This window comes from Bradyrhizobium sp. ISRA430 (assembly GCF_029909975.1).
GTDB lineage: Bacteria > Pseudomonadota > Alphaproteobacteria > Rhizobiales > Xanthobacteraceae > Bradyrhizobium.
Genome location: NZ_CP094516.1, coordinates 6,191,492 through 6,206,933, shown reverse-complemented (window position 1 = coordinate 6,206,933; position 15,442 = coordinate 6,191,492). Strand labels below are relative to the sequence as shown.

Annotated in this window: 14 protein-coding genes; 6 read left to right on the top strand and 8 right to left on the bottom strand. The window is 64.7% G+C overall.

The window, feature by feature from the left end; translation table 11 throughout:
• Positions 1 to 90: 90 nt before the first annotated feature.
• The 4 genes from MTX21_RS29445 (at position 91) to MTX21_RS29430 (ending at position 4,631) form a co-directional block, all read left to right on the top strand.
• The gene (locus tag MTX21_RS29445; RefSeq protein ID WP_280968128.1) at positions 91 to 1,584 is read left to right on the top strand and encodes a serine hydrolase; all 1,494 of its coding nucleotides are present in this window, start codon (positions 91 to 93) and stop codon (positions 1,582 to 1,584) included.
• Between the two features lie 194 nt (positions 1,585 to 1,778).
• Complete coding sequence (locus tag MTX21_RS29440; protein WP_280968127.1) at positions 1,779 to 3,464, top strand: long-chain fatty acid--CoA ligase; 1,686 nt, start codon at positions 1,779 to 1,781, stop codon at positions 3,462 to 3,464.
• An 18-nt stretch (positions 3,465 to 3,482) separates the two neighbouring features.
• A complete protein-coding gene (locus tag MTX21_RS29435) occupies positions 3,483 to 4,037 on the top strand; it encodes a DUF924 family protein (RefSeq protein ID WP_280968126.1) in 555 nt (184 codons plus the stop codon).
• Between the two features lie 108 nt (positions 4,038 to 4,145).
• A complete protein-coding gene (locus tag MTX21_RS29430) occupies positions 4,146 to 4,631 on the top strand; it encodes a peroxiredoxin (protein ID WP_279374667.1) in 486 nt (161 codons plus the stop codon).
• Between the two features lie 170 nt (positions 4,632 to 4,801).
• On the opposite strand, the gene rnhA is transcribed toward MTX21_RS29430, so the two are convergent.
• Genes rnhA through ispH form a run of 3 tightly spaced genes read right to left on the bottom strand, consistent with a single transcriptional unit; the run spans position 4,802 to position 7,221 of the window.
• The gene (gene rnhA / locus MTX21_RS29425; protein WP_280968125.1) at positions 4,802 to 5,266 is read right to left on the bottom strand and encodes a ribonuclease HI; all 465 of its coding nucleotides are present in this window, start codon (positions 5,264 to 5,266) and stop codon (positions 4,802 to 4,804) included.
• Complete coding sequence (locus MTX21_RS29420) at positions 5,263 to 6,246, bottom strand: homoserine kinase (protein WP_280968124.1); 984 nt, start codon at positions 6,244 to 6,246, stop codon at positions 5,263 to 5,265. Before MTX21_RS29420 ends, rnhA begins: the two co-directional genes overlap by 4 nt.
• Before the next feature lie 6 nt (positions 6,247 to 6,252).
• Positions 6,253 to 7,221: a 4-hydroxy-3-methylbut-2-enyl diphosphate reductase gene (gene ispH, locus MTX21_RS29415; protein WP_280968123.1), complete on the bottom strand. Its 969-nt coding sequence runs from the start codon at positions 7,219 to 7,221 to the stop codon at positions 6,253 to 6,255.
• Positions 7,222 to 7,476: 255 nt separating this feature from the next.
• Here ispH and MTX21_RS29410 point away from each other — a divergent pair, with 255 nt between their 5' ends.
• On the top strand, positions 7,477 to 8,172 hold the full coding sequence (locus MTX21_RS29410; protein WP_280968122.1) for a cell cycle transcriptional regulator TrcR: 696 nt from the start codon (positions 7,477 to 7,479) through the stop codon (positions 8,170 to 8,172).
• Between the two features lie 138 nt (positions 8,173 to 8,310).
• Here MTX21_RS29410 and MTX21_RS29405 read toward each other — a convergent pair whose 3' ends face one another.
• From MTX21_RS29405 to MTX21_RS29385, 5 genes are all read right to left on the bottom strand, one after another.
• Complete coding sequence (locus MTX21_RS29405; protein ID WP_063708629.1) at positions 8,311 to 8,517, bottom strand: DUF6494 family protein; 207 nt, start codon at positions 8,515 to 8,517, stop codon at positions 8,311 to 8,313.
• 26 nt (positions 8,518 to 8,543) lie between these two features.
• Entirely contained in the window at positions 8,544 to 8,813 is a 270-nt protein-coding gene (locus tag MTX21_RS29400; RefSeq protein ID WP_280968121.1) for a hypothetical protein, read from the bottom strand.
• A gap of 231 nt (positions 8,814 to 9,044) precedes the next feature.
• A complete protein-coding gene (locus MTX21_RS29395; protein ID WP_280968120.1) occupies positions 9,045 to 10,952 on the bottom strand; it encodes a propionyl-CoA synthetase in 1,908 nt (635 codons plus the stop codon).
• A gap of 339 nt (positions 10,953 to 11,291) precedes the next feature.
• Positions 11,292 to 12,689 (bottom strand): tetratricopeptide repeat protein, encoded by a 1,398-nt coding sequence (locus tag MTX21_RS29390; protein ID WP_280970830.1) that lies wholly within the window; start codon positions 12,687 to 12,689, stop codon positions 11,292 to 11,294.
• A gap of 255 nt (positions 12,690 to 12,944) precedes the next feature.
• Positions 12,945 to 13,706: a tetratricopeptide repeat protein gene (locus MTX21_RS29385; RefSeq protein WP_280970829.1), complete on the bottom strand. Its 762-nt coding sequence runs from the start codon at positions 13,704 to 13,706 to the stop codon at positions 12,945 to 12,947.
• A gap of 109 nt (positions 13,707 to 13,815) precedes the next feature.
• Between MTX21_RS29385 and MTX21_RS29380 the strand changes: the two genes are divergently transcribed.
• A complete protein-coding gene (locus MTX21_RS29380; protein ID WP_280968119.1) occupies positions 13,816 to 15,360 on the top strand; it encodes a sodium:proton antiporter in 1,545 nt (514 codons plus the stop codon).
• The last annotated feature ends 82 nt before the right edge of the window (positions 15,361 to 15,442 follow it).

Here is a 15,442-nt window from a genome sequence, read left to right as displayed (position 1 = left end):
CGCGAGCGGCGGCGCCGGATTTCAAAATTCGAAACTCAGATCGCGAGAGCCCTCCTGAACCGGCGGGTCTCCAAGGACCGGAATCGGATAGTGCACGTCTTTCGCCCGCTGCTTCGCCATTCGCTGTCGAACCTGTTCGCCGCAACGCTTGCGCTCGCCGCGTTGCTTGCGCCGCGCGCCGCAGATGCCGAAGCGTTGCTGCTGATCGAAGCCGACAGCGGCAAGGTGCTGCAGGCGGATAACGCGACCATTCCCTGGTACCCGGCGTCCGTCACCAAGATCATGACCGCCTATGTGACGCTGAAGGCGGTCAAGGACGGCAAGATCACGCTCGACACGCTGTTCACGGTGTCGCCGACCGCGGCCTCGCAATCACCTTCCAAGATGGGATTTCGTCCGGGAACGCAGCTCACCGTCGATAACGCGCTGAAGATGATGATGGTCAAGTCGGCGAACGACATGGCCGTGGTGCTCGCCGAAGGCGTCGGCGGTTCGATCGACGGCTTCTCCGCGATGATGAACCAGACCGCTCAGAAGCTTGGCATGACGCAGACGAGCTACGTCAATCCGAACGGCCTGCCCGCCGACGGCCAGATCACCTCGGCGCGCGACCTCGGCATTCTCGCACGCGCGTTCCTGCGCGACCTGCCGGAGTACGAATACTTCGTGCATATCCCGGCGATCCGCTTCGGCAAGCGCGTCACGCCGAATTTCAACAAGCTGATCGGCCGCTATCCGGGCGCCGACGGATTCAAGACCGGCTTCATCTGCGCCTCCGGCTACAATCTCGTAGCATCGGCCACGCGCAACGGACGGCGGCTGATCGCGGTAGTGCTCGGCGCCAACTCCGGCACCGCGCGCGCGGTGAAGGCGGCGCAGCTCCTCGAGCGCGGCTTCTCGCAGGACAATCTGTCGTGGCTGCGCCCCTCGCTCGGCGCCGTCGAGAACCTCGTGCCGGTTGATGCCTCGCCGCCGAACCTGCGCGAAGAGATGTGCGGCGGTCACCGCAAGCGGCCTGCGAGCGATGACGACGATGCGATGATCGCGACCAATACCGGGCCGACCGGGTCCGCCTCGGCCACTGGCGGCGAAGCCCAGGTGACCTTCTTCACCGCCGGGATTCAACCGCCCCTGATGAAGGCCTCGGACCTGATGGCCTCGGCCGCGGCGCCCGCCGAGCCGGTGCCGGTGTATACCGGCCCGACCCGCACCGGCGCGGCTCTGATCGCGGCGGTTGCCGCCGATGCCGACCAGCAGGCGACCCCGAAGGCGCGTGGCAAGAAGTCGCGCGTCGCGGCCAAGAAGCCCGACGCGGCGGACAACCCCAAGGACGGAAACAAGGACGCTTGGAAGGGCGCCAGGACCGCAGCCGCCAAGCCTGATGCCAAGCCTGATGGCAAGTCTGGCGCCAAGGGCGATGCCAAGAGCGACACCAAGCCCGCGGCGAAGCCGGCCGCGATCAAACATGCCGCGGCCAAGTCCGATGCGGCGAAACCAGCCTCCAACGGCGATCAGGCGACCAAGCCCGCCAAGCCCAAGGCAGCGACCAAACCCACGGCCAAGCCGGCGCCCAACAACAGTTAAGATGGTGGAGCGGCAGGCAACGCTGCGTCCGCACTTCGCAGGTGCGACAGTGCGACTTCCGCCGATTCCAGTAGCCTCCCCTCGCCCTTTGCCCTAAGCCTCAGCGGCTTGCCACCGGTTCCGGCAGGCTCGATACTGACGCCAACGAGGCAAGCCCGAGACACAACGGGCTCTGGTCAAGGAGGGGAGTTTCCATGGAGCGTATCTGGCTCAAGCAATATCCGCCCGGCGTGCCCGCTGATATCGAGCCGACGCAATACGCATCGCTGGTCGACCTCCTGGAGGAGAGCTTCACCAAGTTCGCCGACCGCAAGGCCTTCATCTGCATGGACAAGGCGATCAGCTACCGCGACCTCGACCAGATGTCGCTGGCGCTTGCGGCCTACCTGCAAGGTCGTGGCCTGCAGCGCGGCGCGCGCGTCGCGATCATGATGCCGAACGTGCTGCAATATCCGGTCGCGACCGCCGCCGTGCTGCGCGCCGGCTTTGCGGTGGTGAACGTCAACCCGCTCTATACGCCGCGCGAGCTCGAGCACCAGCTCAAGGATTCCGGCGCCGAAGCCATCATCGTGCTGGAGAATTTCGCCCACACCGTCCAGCAGGTGATCGCCAAGACGCCGGTGAAGCACGTGATCGTCGCCAGTATGGGCGACCTGCTCGGCTTCAAGGGCGTGATCGTCAATCTCGTCGTGCGCCGCGTGAAGAAGATGGTGCCGGCCTGGTCGCTGCCGGGCGCAGTGCCCTTCAACGAGGCACTGTCGGCCGGCCGCGGCATCACGTTCAACAAGCCGAAGCTCTCGCCCGGCGACGTCGCCTTCCTGCAATATACTGGCGGCACCACCGGCGTCTCCAAGGGCGCCACCTTGCTCCATCGCAACATCGTCGCCAACGTGTTGCAGAACGATGCCTGGCTCCAGCCGGCGCTCAACGCACCGCCGCATGTCGAGCAGCTCATGATCGTCTGTGCGCTGCCGCTCTATCACATCTTCGCGCTGACCGCCTGTTACCTGCTGGCGGTGCGCGCCGGCGGCTGCAACCTCCTGATCCCCAATCCTCGCGACATCCCCGGCTTCATCAAGGAGTTGGCGAAGTACCAGGTGAACAGCTTCCCGGCCGTCAACACGCTCTACAACGGTCTGATGCATCATCCGGACTTCAAGAAGCTCGACTTCTCCAAGCTGAAGATCTCCAACGGCGGCGGCATGGCGGTGCAGCGCCCGGTCGCCGAGCAGTGGAAGGCTGTGACCGGCTGCTTCATCGCTGAAGGCTACGGCCTGTCGGAGACTTCACCGACCCTCACCTGCAATCCGGCGACCACGACCGAGTTCTCCGGCTCGATCGGCATCCCGGTGCCCTCGACCTGGATCTCGATCCGTGACGACGACGGCAACGAGGTGCCGCTCGGCCAGCCCGGCGAGATATGCGCCAAGGGCCCGCAGGTGATGGCGGGCTACTGGAACAGGCCCGACGAGACCGCGAAAGTGATGACGGCCGACGGCTATTTCCGCACCGGCGACATCGGCGTCATGGACGAGAGGGGCTACACCAAGATCGTCGACCGCAAGAAGGACATGATCCTGGTCTCGGGCTTCAATGTCTATCCGAACGAGATCGAGGAAGTGATCGCGAGCCATCCGGGTGTGCTCGAATGCGCCGTGATCGGCATTCCCGATTCCAAATCGGGCGAGGCGGTGAAGGCCTTCGTGGTGAAGAAAGACCCGAACCTCACGGCGGAAGACGTGATCAAGTACTGCCAGGAGCAGCTCACCGGCTATAAGGTGCCCAAGCAGATCGAATTCCGGACCGACCTGCCGAAGACCAATGTCGGCAAGATCCTGCGCCGGCAATTGCGTGACGAGAAGAAGGCGGAGGCGGCGTGAGCCGCTGCTCTTTCGTTCATGACTGAGCTTGCCGACATCGGACCGGCCGGCATTCTCGCGTTCTGGCGCGAGGCCGGCAGCGACCTTTGGTACAAGCGCGACGCGGCCTTCGACGCGGAAGTGAGGCGCCGGTTTCTTGCGTTATGGCGCAAGGCCGCCGCCGGCGAACTGTCGCCCTGGGAGGCGAGCGATGACGGCGCGCTGGCGCTCGTCATCGTGCTCGATCAGTTTCCCCGCAACATGTTCCGCGGCGATCCCCTGACGTTTTCCAGCGACGCACTGGCGCGCGCGGTGGCCCGCCGCGCACTCGCCCGCGGCGCGGACAAGCGGATCGATTCCGCGCTGCGCGAGTTCTTCTACCTGCCCTTCATGCATTCCGAGCATCTGCCCGACCAGCTACATTGCGTCGCGCTGTTTCGGGATACCGACAACACCAAGAACCTGAAATACGCCGAGGAGCACGCCGACATCATTCGCCGGTTCGGGCGTTTCCCCCACCGCAACCGCATCCTCGGGCGCGACACCACGGAGGAGGAACAGGCGTTCCTCGACAGTGGCGGCTTTGCCGGCTGATGACATCACGGTGAAGAGCCGCAACCTTCGCCGCTTCCCGCATTGGAAATATTGTGCGGCCCGGCCGCCCGGTCTACAAAGCGGAACCGATTTCCAGGGAGACAGACGATGGCGATCCAAGTTGGCGACAAGCTGCCCGAGGCGAAATTCCGCGTGATGACGGCGGAAGGTCCGCAGGTGAAAACCACCGACGACATTTTCAAGGGCAAGAAGGTGGCGCTGTTCGCGGTGCCCGGCGCCTACACCGGCACTTGCCACAAGATGCATCTGCCGAGCATCTTCCTCAACGCCTATGCCATCAAGGACAAGGGCGTCGACACCATCGCGATCGTTTCCGTCAACGACGCTTTCGTCATGAATGCCTGGAAGCGCGACACCGACCAGCGCGACGAGGCGACCTTCCTCGCCGACGGCAATGCCGATTTCACCAAGGCGATCGGCATGGAGCTCGATGCCTCCGCCAACGGCCTCGGCATCCGCTCCAAGCGCTACTCGATGCTGGTCGAGGACGGCGTGGTGAAGAAGCTGAACCTCGAAGCGATGCCCGGCAAGGTCGAGGTGTCCGGCGGCGATACGCTGCTCGGGCAGCTTTAAGGCAAGACGAGCCTCGCGCCACGTTTACGACTGTCATCGCCCGCGAAAGCGGGCGATCCAGTATTCCAGAGGCTTCGAGATTCACAACGCCGCCACGGCGTACTGGATCGCCCGGTCAAGCCGGGCGATGACGGAGAAAAGTTTATCGGCGTCTGAGACGACGTCGAAAACTACTCCCGCACCCTTTGCTGCAGCCTTGCCATCGCGATCCCGTCACGCGCGAGTTGATCCGCACGCTCGTTCTCGGGGTGGCCGGCGTGGCCCCTGACCCAGTGCCAGCGGACCTCGTGCTGCTTCAGCGCGGCATCGAGGCGCTGCCATAGCTCGACATTCTTGACCGGCTTCTTGTCGGCGGTGCGCCAGCCGTTGCGCTTCCAGCCATGGATCCAGCCAGTGATGCCCTGCCGGACATATTGGCTGTCGGTGTAGAGATCGACGGTGCACGGCTTTTTCAGCGCTTCGAGTGCCGAGATCGCCGCCATCAACTCCATCTGGTTGTTGGTGGTGTGGCGCTCGCCGCCGTTCAGCTCCTTCTCCTTGTCGCCGAACTTCAGGATCGCGCCCCAGCCGCCGGGCCCGGGATTTCCCGAGCAGGCGCCGTCCGTGTAGATGGTGACGTTGGGCAGCGCGCTCACGCAACGAGTCCTGACGGCATCAGCCCGTAGTCGCGCACGCTTGAGACGCTCTGGTGGAAGCGCAGCTTGCGGACATATTCCAGCGGATCCTTCGGCTTGACCAGCGCGCCGGGCGGCACGTTGAGCCAGTCGACCAGCCGCGTCAGCAGGAAGCGGATCGCAGCGCCGCGCGCCAGCAGCGGCAGCGCGGCCTCTTCCGCCTCGGTCAGTTTTCTCACGCGGCCATAGGCATTCAGGAAAGCGCGCGCCTTGGTGACGTTGAAGGAATGATCCGCCTCGAAACACCAGGCGTTCAGGCAGATCGCGACGTCATAGGCCAGCATGTCGTTGCAGGCGAAAGTGAAGTCGATGATGCCCGAGAGCTGGTCGCCGAGAAAGAAGACGTTGTCGTTGAACAGGTCGGCGTGGATCACGCCGTCCGGAAGGTGCTTCGGCCAGACCCCGCTCTCGAGATAGTCGAGCTCGGCGGCGAGAAACCCGCGCAGGCCCGGCTGCACCTCGTCGGCGCGGGCGGCGGCAGAATCGAACAGCGGCCGCCAGCCGGAGACCGAGAGTGCATTGGCGCGCCGAACCGTGAAGTTGGTGCCGGCCAGGTGCATCTTCGCCAGCACCTCGCCGACCCCGGCGCAATGCGTGGCGGTCGGCTTGCGCGGCCAGACGCCTTCGAGAAACGTGATGATCGCCGCTGGCCTGCCTGCGAGCTCGCGCAGCGCCTCGCCGTCCCTGCCCTTCACCGGCAGCGGACAGGTGATGCCGTGCTCGGCGAGATACGTCATCAGCGCGAGGAAGAACGGCAAGTCGTTCTTCGCCACGCGCTTCTCATAGAGCGTGAGGATGAACGAGCCCTTGCTCGTGTGCAGCAGGAAGTTGGAGTTTTCGACGCCCTCGGCAATGCCCTTGTAGGAGAGCAATTCGCCGAGATCGTATTGACTCAAGAATTCCGCTAGCTCGTCGGCGGCGACGTCGGTGTAGACCGCCATAAAGAGCTACTCGGCAGCAGCTTCGGGGCGCACCGAGCGCGGCAGCGGGAAGAATTCGTTCTCTTCCGCGGCCGAGACCGTCTCCACATGCAGCGTGTAGCGCTCGGCGAAGGCGTCCATGATCTCCTCGACGATCACCTCGGGTGCCGACGCACCCGCGGTGATACCGAGGCTCTTGATGTTGCCGAACTTGGTCCAGTCGATGTCGGCGGCGCGCTGCGCCAGCACCGCGACCTTGCAGCCTTCGCGCTCGGCGACCTCGCGCAGACGCTGCGAGTTCGACGAGTTCGGCGCGCCGACGACGATCAGCGCATCCACCACCGGCGCCACCTTCTTCACCGCGAGCTGGCGGTTGGTGGTGGCGTAGCAGATGTCTTCCTTGTGCGGCCCATTGATGTTCGGGAAGCGCTCCTTAAGGAGCGCGACGATCTCCGCGGTATCGTCGATCGACAGCGTGGTCTGGGTCACGAAGGCGAGATTGTTCGGGTCCTTCGGCGTGATGGTCTTGGCGTCCTCGGCGGTCTCGATCAGGGTCACGGCGCCGGGCGGAAGCTGGCCGAGCGTGCCGACCACCTCGGGGTGATGGGAATGGCCAATCAGGAAGATCTCGCGGCCGCGCTTGAAGTGGATCGCGGCCTCGCGATGCACCTTGGTCACCAGCGGGCAGGTCGCGTCCAGCGAAAACAGGTTGCGGGACTGGGCGTCGGCGGGAACCGACTTCGGCACGCCATGGGCCGAAAACACCACCGGCGCGGTGGTGTTTTCCGGGATTTCGGCCAGTTCCTCGACGAAGATGGCGCCCTTCTTCTTCAACCCATCCACGACATACTTGTTGTGCACAATCTCATGGCGAACATAGACCGGGGCGCCGTATTTATCGAGCGCCCGCTCCACGGTGTCGATGGCCCGCACCACGCCCGCGCAGAAGCCACGGGGAGAACAAAGCACGATCTTGAGGTCTGGTTTGGCTGACATGAAGCGATCTCGGGACCGAATCACCCCTCGGGCAAAAGGCCGGGGCGCGGTCTATGGATGGAATAGGGCTTAGGTACGGTCTGCTCAGACTTACAGGGACTTGGGCCCCCTTTCGGGCGCTGTCAAGGCACTATCTATAGCAGAACCATTGCGTAATTGCCCCCTCGCGGCTTATATAGGCGTTAATTCCCGTCATCGCTGATGACCACCGGTTTCGCCTCCAGAGGGGTGGGCGAAGCACAAAGGAGATTTGCCATGAGCAACGCACCTCTGATGCCCAAGGCGACCGCCGTCTGGCTGCTCGATAACACGGCGCTGACCTTCGATCAGGTCGCCGATTTCACCAAGATGCACCCGCTGGAGGTGCGCGCGATCGCCGACGGCGACGCCGCCCAGGGCATCAAGGGCATGGACCCCATTTCCAACGGCCAGCTCACCCGCGAGGAGATCGAGAAGGGTGAGAACAATCCGGATTACCGGCTCCGCCTCCAGGAGAGCAAGGTGGTGCTGCCACCCCAGCCCAAGCGCAAGGGCCCGCGCTACACCCCGGTGTCGCGCCGTCATGAGCGGCCGAGCGCGATCCTCTGGCTACTGCGCAACCATCCGGAGCTCAAGGACGCCCAGATCATGCGCCTGGTCGGCACGACCAAGAGCACGATCGCCAGCGTGCGCGACCGCACCCACTGGAACACGTCCTCGCTGACGCCGATCGACCCCGTCACCCTCGGCCTCTGCTCGCAGATCGAGCTCGATTTCGAGGTGCAGCGCGCGGCCAAGGAGAAGCCGATCGACGCAGCCTATGGCGGCGCAACCCTGCTGCCGGCCTCCGAGACCACCAAGAAGGAATCGGAATACGAGGGCGCGGAGAAGTCGAGCGACGATCTCAACGTCGACGCCGTGTTCGCCAAGCTGAAGACGCTCGGCGGCAAGAAGCAGGACGAGGAGGAGTAAGACTCCTCTCTCGGTTCGCTTTCGAAGCCAGTTTGAACGCGGCGGGCCAACCCGCCGCGTTTTTATTTGGACTTGTCATGAAGATCGCACCCATCGTCGGCGCGGAAGCCGTCAACGTGCGGCTCGCGCGAACGGCAATCAGCCCAGCTCGATCGTATCGTTGACCTCGTGGACGAGTCCGACGCTGTCGATCGTCAGCACCATCTTGGCGTTGAGCTTCTCATGGCCCTTGATCCGGCCCGCCGCGATCGCGTCGCGCACGGCCTTCTCGATCTCGCGCTGCGAGGTGACACCGACTTGCTTCAGGAATTTGCGCAAGCTGGTGTTGAACTGGTCTTCGTTCATGGTGGCCTCCGTAGATCGGAAGCGGCTCACGGCCGCTCCGGATGGTTCAGCATGTACTCGCCGAGATCACGCTGGCGGCGGTCGGAGCGGGCGATGGCGGCGTTACGCTGCACGTCGCGGTCCTTGCGGCAGGCGACGTATTCGGGCGAGCCCTGCGCATAGCCGCGGCTCTGGCAGACCGCATCGTCGTCGTCACCGCCCATCGCCACCGGCGTCTGATAGCGCGCCGAGCAGCCGCAGAGAGCAATGGCGAGCAGAGCGGTAGTGAGAAGGCGCGACGCGGTGGCGGGTGGCATCAGGGATCCTCTGTTGGCCGGCACTGTGTAACGCGGAATGCGGAAATTGTAAGTCGGCAAGGTGCCGTTTCTCCCCACTGTCATTCCCCGCGAAGGCCGGGAAATCCAGTACGCCGCAGCTTCTCCGCATCCCTCACCGCCTCTGGAATACTGGATCACCCGCCTTCGCGGGTGATGACAGCGAGGATTGCTACAGCGGTTTCGCGTACAGTGAGGAGGACAGATCTCGCCTCACACCCTGCCCTTCAGCGCCTCGCCAATCTCGTCCAGCACCTTCGGGTCCTCGATCGTTGCCGGCATCGCCCAGGGCTCGCCGTCGGCGATCTTCTTGATGGTGCCGCGCAGTATTTTGCCGGAGCGCGTCTTCGGCAGGCGGCCGACGGTGATGGCGAGCTTAAAGGCGGCGACGGGCCCAAGCTTGTCACGCACCAGCGCGACGATCTCTCTTTCGATCTCGGCAGGCGACCGCTTCACGCCGGCCTTCAGCACCAGAAAGCCGCAGGGCACCTCGCCCTTGATCGCATCCTTGATGCCGAGCACGGCGCATTCGGCGACATCCTGGTGCGAGGCGAGAATCTCCTCCATGCCGCCGGTCGACAGGCGATGGCCGGCGACGTTGATGATGTCGTCGGTGCGGCCCATGACCCAGACATAGCCGTCCTCGTCCTTGTAGCCGGCATCGGAGGTTTTATAGTAGCCGGGGAATTCGGTGAGATAGGCTTCCTTGAACCGCAGGTCCTGATTCCACAGCGTGGGCAGGCAGCCCGGCGGCATCGGCAGCTTGATGACGATCGATCCCATGACGTTGGCGGCGACAGGCTTGGCCGCTTCGTCCACCACATCGACCTGGTAGCCCGGCATCGGAACAGTCGGCGAGCCATGCTTCACCGGCAACATGCCGAGCCCGATCGGATTGCCGGCGATGCACCAGCCCGTCTCGGTCTGCCACCAGTGGTCGATCACGGGAATCTTCAAGTGCTGCTCCGCCCATTCCACCGTCGGCGGATCGGCGCGCTCGCCGGCGAGAAACAGGGTGCGGAATTTGGAGAGGTCGTATTGCCGGATGAACTTGCCGTCCGGATCTTCCTTCTTGATGGCGCGGAACGCGGTCGGGGCGGTGAAGAAGGCGACCGCCTTGTGCTCTGAGATCACGCGCCAGAACGCGCCCGCATCGGGCGTGCCGACCGGCTTGCCCTCATACATGATCGAGGTCGCGCCGTGCAGCAGCGGCCCATAGATGATGTAGCTGTGGCCGACCACCCAGCCGATGTCGGAGCCGCACCACCAGACCTCGCCGGGCTTGACACCGTAGAGGTTGAACATCGACCATTTCACCGCAACGAGATGGCCGCCATTGTCGCGCACGACGCCCTTGGGGATGCCGGTCGTGCCCGAGGTGTAGAGGATGTAGAGCGGATCGGTGGCGGCGACCGGCACGCACGGCGCTTGCTTGCCGTCGTTGATCGCCTTGCGGCGCAGGCTCGCCCAGTCGTAGTCGCGCCGAGGCGTCAGCTCGCAGATGTGCTGGGGACGTTGCAGAACGATGCACGCCTTCGGCTTTGCGCCGGCCAGCCTGATCGCCTCGTCGAGCAGCGGCTTGTATTGCACGATGCGGCCGGGCTCGATGCCGCAGCTCGCCGAAAGGATCAGCTTGGGCTGGGCATCGTCGATGCGAGTGGCAAGCTCCTTGGCGGCAAAGCCGCCGAACACCACGCTGTGCACCGCACCGATGCGGGCGCAGGCGAGCATCGCGACCACGGCTTCCGGTACCATCGGCATATACAGGATGACACGGTCACCTTTTGTGACGCCGAAATCCTGCATGATGGCGGCGAGCGCCTGCACCTCGCCCAGCAGCTCGCCATAGGTGAATTTCTTGATGCTGCCCGTCAGCGGCGAGTCATGGATCAACGCGACCTGATCGGCGCGGCCGCGTTCGACGTGGCGATCGAGCGCGTTGTAGCAGGTGTTGACGCCGCCGGCGAACCAGCGGCCATAGGTTCCCTGGGTGGGATCAAAGATCTTTCGCGGCGGCTCGATCCAGTCGATGTCCTTGGCCGCTTCGGCCCAGAAGCCCTCGGGATCGGCGAGCGAGCGCGCATAGACCTCGTGATAACGACTCTTGCCCTGGACGTTCATACAAGCGCTCCCGTTCCCTTTATTCGCCTGGCCTCGACCTTGTGGCAGGACAGGCGTCCCGCCATGACCCGGATCGAGTGCCGGCCTTGTTTGACGGGTATTTTCCCGGGAATGGGCCGCGGTTCAAGCTGAAAAGGAAGCTTTACGACGAAGCGACAACGAGCCAGCAGAGCACGATTGAGGCGGGCTAGAGCCGCAGCAAAGGTAAGCCCTCTCCCCCCCTTTGCGGGGGAGAGCGGGAGAGGGGGTAGCCACGAACTCGGTCTCGAGTTTGTGGCTCCCCCTTCCCTGGCACTCCCCCGCAAGGGGGAGGGAATGCAGCATCGCTCGTGGAAGCAGCTAACTGTCCATCCCAGTCAGCCGCTGCAGGCGATCCTGCATGACCTTTCGCAGGTCGTAACCGGGACGGCCGAAGCTGGCATTGCGGGTGGCGAGGAAATCGCGCTGGGTCTTGCGCAGATCGCTGGCCGAGCGCCGGTTTGCGGATTTCAGGACGCGCTCATAGGTCTCGGCAATCTGGCGGTCGAGCACCCCGAGCTGCGGATCGGCGCAGATCACCTTCTCGACTTCGCGCTTCGCCGTGGCGCAATCAAAGGACGGGCCGTTGCCGGAATTCGCGGCCAGGGGATGCGCCGGTTCGGCGCCGAACTTGGCGATCTCCGCCATCATGATGCGGCGGCCAGCAGCGGCATTCTCGTTGCCGGGATCGAGCCGCAGCGCGGTCTCGTAGTCGGCCAACGCCTTCTTGCGTTCGCCCATCTTCTTGTAGAGCACCGCGCGGTTGTTATAGGTCTGCGCGAAATTCGGATCAAGCTTGAGCGCGGACTCGTAGTCGCTGAGCGCGGCGCCGAGCTCGCCCTTGAACTGGTAGGAATCGCCGCGGTTGGTGAAGAAGTTCGGCCGCGGCGCCAGCCGCAGCGCCTGATCGTAATCCGCGATCGCCTTGTCGTACTCCCTCATCGCGGCCAGCGAAAGGCCGCGATTGTCATAATATTCCGGCACCTTCGGATCGAGCCTGATCGCCTCAGTGGCGTCGGCGACCGACTTGTCGAGCTGGCCGAGCTTCTTGTAGGCGGCGCCACGATTGGTGTAGGTGCGCGGCCGCTTCGGATCCAACCGCAGCGCCTCGTCGAAATCCCGGATCGCCTTCTCGTTGTCGCCGCCGAGATAAAAGGTCACGCCGCGGTCGGACCAGGCCTGCGCATAGTCCGGCTTCAGCTTGATCGCCTGGTCGTAGTCGGCGAGCGCGCGGTCGAGCCGACGCTGGTTGGTGTAGACGACGCCGCGGAGCTCATAGGCTTCGGCATCCTGCGAATCGAGCTCGATTGCCTTGCTGAGGTCGGCGGCGGCGCGGTTGAGATCGCCGCCGGCGTGGCGCAAGAGATCGCCGCGCGCACGCCAGGCGCGGGCGTTCCTGGCGTCGAGCGCGATGGCGCGGTCGAGATCCCGCAGTGCTGCGGTCTGGCCGCCGGAGCTTTGTGCATTGGCGTCGGCACGAACGATGAGCGCCGCGGCACGGTCGGCACTTGGATTTGTGTTCTGGTCGATGATGGCGCTGCAAGCCGCGATCAGCTCGGCCGGTGCGGCTTGGCTGCCGAGTACACAGTCGGCGCCGGACGCATCACCCGCGGCAGCAGGGCCGAGCGCAACGAAAAGGCTCATCGCAGCGCCGAAGCAAGCGCGCAGCGGGCATTTGGCAAACGAGGGTATTTGCGCGAAGGAATGCGCGCCACACATGAAAAGGCTCCGTGACATCCGGTTTTCACCATTGTCGCGGCGGGCAGGAATTGGGTTCAAGCCGCAACCGGTCGTGAGGGACGGATCGCCGTCCACCCTCCCTCTCCCCGTTCTTACGGGGAGAGGGAGGGGGTGAGGGGCTGCTTCCGCAAGGACGGTGACAGTTGGATTCGTGGAGAGTCCCCCTCACCCGGAATTCAAGCTCCGCTTGAGTTCCGGCCTCTCCCCGCGCGCGGGGAGAGGCGAAGACCACCGTCAATACCCGTCCGCCCCGTTCAACCGCTGCAGCCGGTCCTGCATCGCCTTCTTCAAATCATAACCCGGCCGGCCGAACTCGGCGTTGCGGCGGGCGATGAACTCGTCCTGCTCGCGCTGGAGCGCCTTGGCCTCGGCCGGATTGCGGGCTTCGCGCAACACGCGCGCATTCGAGGCATAGATCTCGCGATCAAGGTCGGCGAGCTCGCGGTTGGCGCAGATCGCCTTCTCCACGGTGCGGCGGGCGCGGACGCAATTGAAGCTCGGCTTGCCGGCAACCGCCATCTGCGCTCCGATCCGTTCGAGCTCGCGTGCGATCGCCCGGTGATTGGCCTTGGCCTTGTCGTGGTTCGGATCGAGCTTCAGCGCCGCGCCAAAGTCCTGCACCGCCTTGGGCCGGTCGCCCTTTTTCAGCCACAGCTCGCCGCGTGCATTGAAGATGTCGGCGAGCGTGGGGTCGAGCTGCAATGCGCGGCTGTCGTCGGCGATCGCACGATCGACCTGATCATGGCGCGCGTAGAGCGCAGCCCGTGCGATCAGCGCCTTGACGAGGTCGGGCTTGGCCGTCTTCTCATTGTCGATCACCTCAGTGCAGGCCGAGGCCGCCTTGTCCATGTCATCGGCGGCCGCCGCAGCCAGGCACGGCGCGATATCGACCGGCGTGACCGCGACCGGCTCGCCGCCCGTCGCCGCATGGGCCATTCCCAAAGACAGTGCGCCGAGCACCGCAGCAACGCCGCACCATCGTATCAGAGCGGAGATACGCAGCGCCGTCGTGATCGGAATGTCTCGCCTTGTCGCCATATTGTCCATTATACGGCCGGATTGATGCTAGCCTGTAGCACCGCTCAAACTCTCTCAGGGCTTCGCCGTGTCGACATTCGAATGGGTCATCGCACTGCTGCTCGGCGCCGTTGCATTATCGGCGCTGGCGCGGCGGATCAAGGTCCCTTACCCGACCTTTCTCGCCATCGGCGGCGCGCTGATCGCCTTGGTGCCGTCGAGCCCGTCATGGACGCTGGAGCCCGACCTGGCGTTGGCCCTTTTTGTCGCACCGGTGCTGCTGGATGCCGCCTACGACACCTCGCTGCGCGATCTCCGCAACAACTGGGTTCCGGTCTCGACCCTGGTCGTCGCCGCGGTCGGTCTCACCACCGCCGGCGTGGCATTCGTTGCACACCGGTTGATGCCTGACATGCCTTGGGCCGCCGCCGTTGCGCTCGGCGCGATCGTGGCGCCGCCTGATGCCGCGGCCGCGGTCGCGATCCTGAGCCAGGTGAAGCTGCCCTACCGGATGGTGAAAGTGCTGGAGGGCGAAAGCCTGCTCAACGACGCGAGCGCGCTCTTGATCTATCGCATCGCGGTCGGCGCGGTCGCCATGGAGCACCTGAAGTGGAGCGAGGTGACGCCGATCATCGCGCTGGCATTGATCGGCAGTGTCGCCGCCGGCTATCTCGCAGCCCGCATCATCCCGTTGTTCCTGGAGCGGGTGACGGAGGCGCCAAGCGCGATCATCGTGCAGTTCGCTACCACCTTCCTGATCTGGATCGCCGCCGAGCATCTCGGCCTCTCCGGCATCCTCACCATCGTCGTCTATGCCATCACGATCGCGCGCACCGCGCCGGCGCGCATGCCGGCGCGGCTGCGGGTGCCGTCCTATGCCGTGTGGGACACGGCGGTGTTCGTGCTCAACGTGCTCGCCTTCATGCTGATCGGCATGCAGATGCGTCCGATCTGGTCGCGGCTCGACCAGGACGTACGCTGGGAATATTGCGTGGCGGCAGCCTGGATCCTGCTCACGGTGATCCTCGTGCGGCTCGCCTGGGTGATGTTCTACGGCGCGACGCTGCGCGCGCTGATCGCGCACGGGATCTATTGTCCGAAGGATCCGAAGGCGGTCGCCAGTCCCAAGGGCGGCCTCGTCATCTCATGGTGCGGCATGCGCGGCCTCGTGACGCTCGCCACCGCCTTCGCCCTGCCGGAGAGCTTTCCCTATCGCGATTTCATCGTCTTCATCGCATTCGCGGTCGTGCTCGGCTCGCTGCTCGTGCAAGGCCTGACGCTGCGGCCGCTGATCCTGGCGTTCGGACTCAAGGACGACGATCCCGTCGGCCAGGAGGTCGCGCGGGCACGCGCAATCGCCTATCGCGCCGCGCTCGATGCGATCGAGGACGATCCGTCGGAGGAGGCGGAAATCTTGAGGCTCGAATACAGCGCGATCCTGATGCAGGCGGACAACGATCCGGATGGCGGCATCGCCGATGGTCGATTACCCGCCGATCCGCTGCGGCTCCGCGCCATCGAGGCGGCGCGAAAATCGATCTTCGACCTCCGCGCCACCGAGGTGATCGGCGACGACGCGTTCCACCGGATCGAGGAGGAGCTCGATCGCGCGGAGCTGAGTGCAGGAGGATAGGCGCTCGACGCCTCCGCAAACTCCGCCGTCGTCCCGGCGAAGGCCGGAACGACACTGGAGAGTGGCCAAGCAATGAGCGCGA

Excerpts from the sequence above, each read along its gene's own strand:
- ispH (WP_280968123.1), bottom strand. The coding sequence starts at position 7,221 with ATGTCAGCCAAACCAGACCTCAAGATCGTGCTTTGTTCTCCCCGTGGC.
- MTX21_RS29400 (WP_280968121.1), bottom strand. The coding sequence starts at position 8,813 with ATGCCACCCGCCACCGCGTCGCGCCTTCTCACTACCGCTCTGCTCGCC.
- MTX21_RS29430 (WP_279374667.1), top strand. The coding sequence starts at position 4,146 with ATGGCGATCCAAGTTGGCGACAAGCTGCCCGAGGCGAAATTCCGCGTG.
- MTX21_RS29420 (WP_280968124.1), bottom strand. The coding sequence starts at position 6,246 with ATGGCGGTCTACACCGACGTCGCCGCCGACGAGCTAGCGGAATTCTTG.
- MTX21_RS29405 (WP_063708629.1), bottom strand. The coding sequence starts at position 8,517 with ATGAACGAAGACCAGTTCAACACCAGCTTGCGCAAATTCCTGAAGCAA.
- MTX21_RS29435 (WP_280968126.1), top strand. The coding sequence starts at position 3,483 with ATGACTGAGCTTGCCGACATCGGACCGGCCGGCATTCTCGCGTTCTGG.
- MTX21_RS29440 (WP_280968127.1), top strand. The coding sequence starts at position 1,779 with ATGGAGCGTATCTGGCTCAAGCAATATCCGCCCGGCGTGCCCGCTGAT.
- MTX21_RS29390 (WP_280970830.1), bottom strand. The coding sequence starts at position 12,689 with ATGTGTGGCGCGCATTCCTTCGCGCAAATACCCTCGTTTGCCAAATGC.
- MTX21_RS29395 (WP_280968120.1), bottom strand. The coding sequence starts at position 10,952 with ATGAACGTCCAGGGCAAGAGTCGTTATCACGAGGTCTATGCGCGCTCG.
- MTX21_RS29410 (WP_280968122.1), top strand. The coding sequence starts at position 7,477 with ATGAGCAACGCACCTCTGATGCCCAAGGCGACCGCCGTCTGGCTGCTC.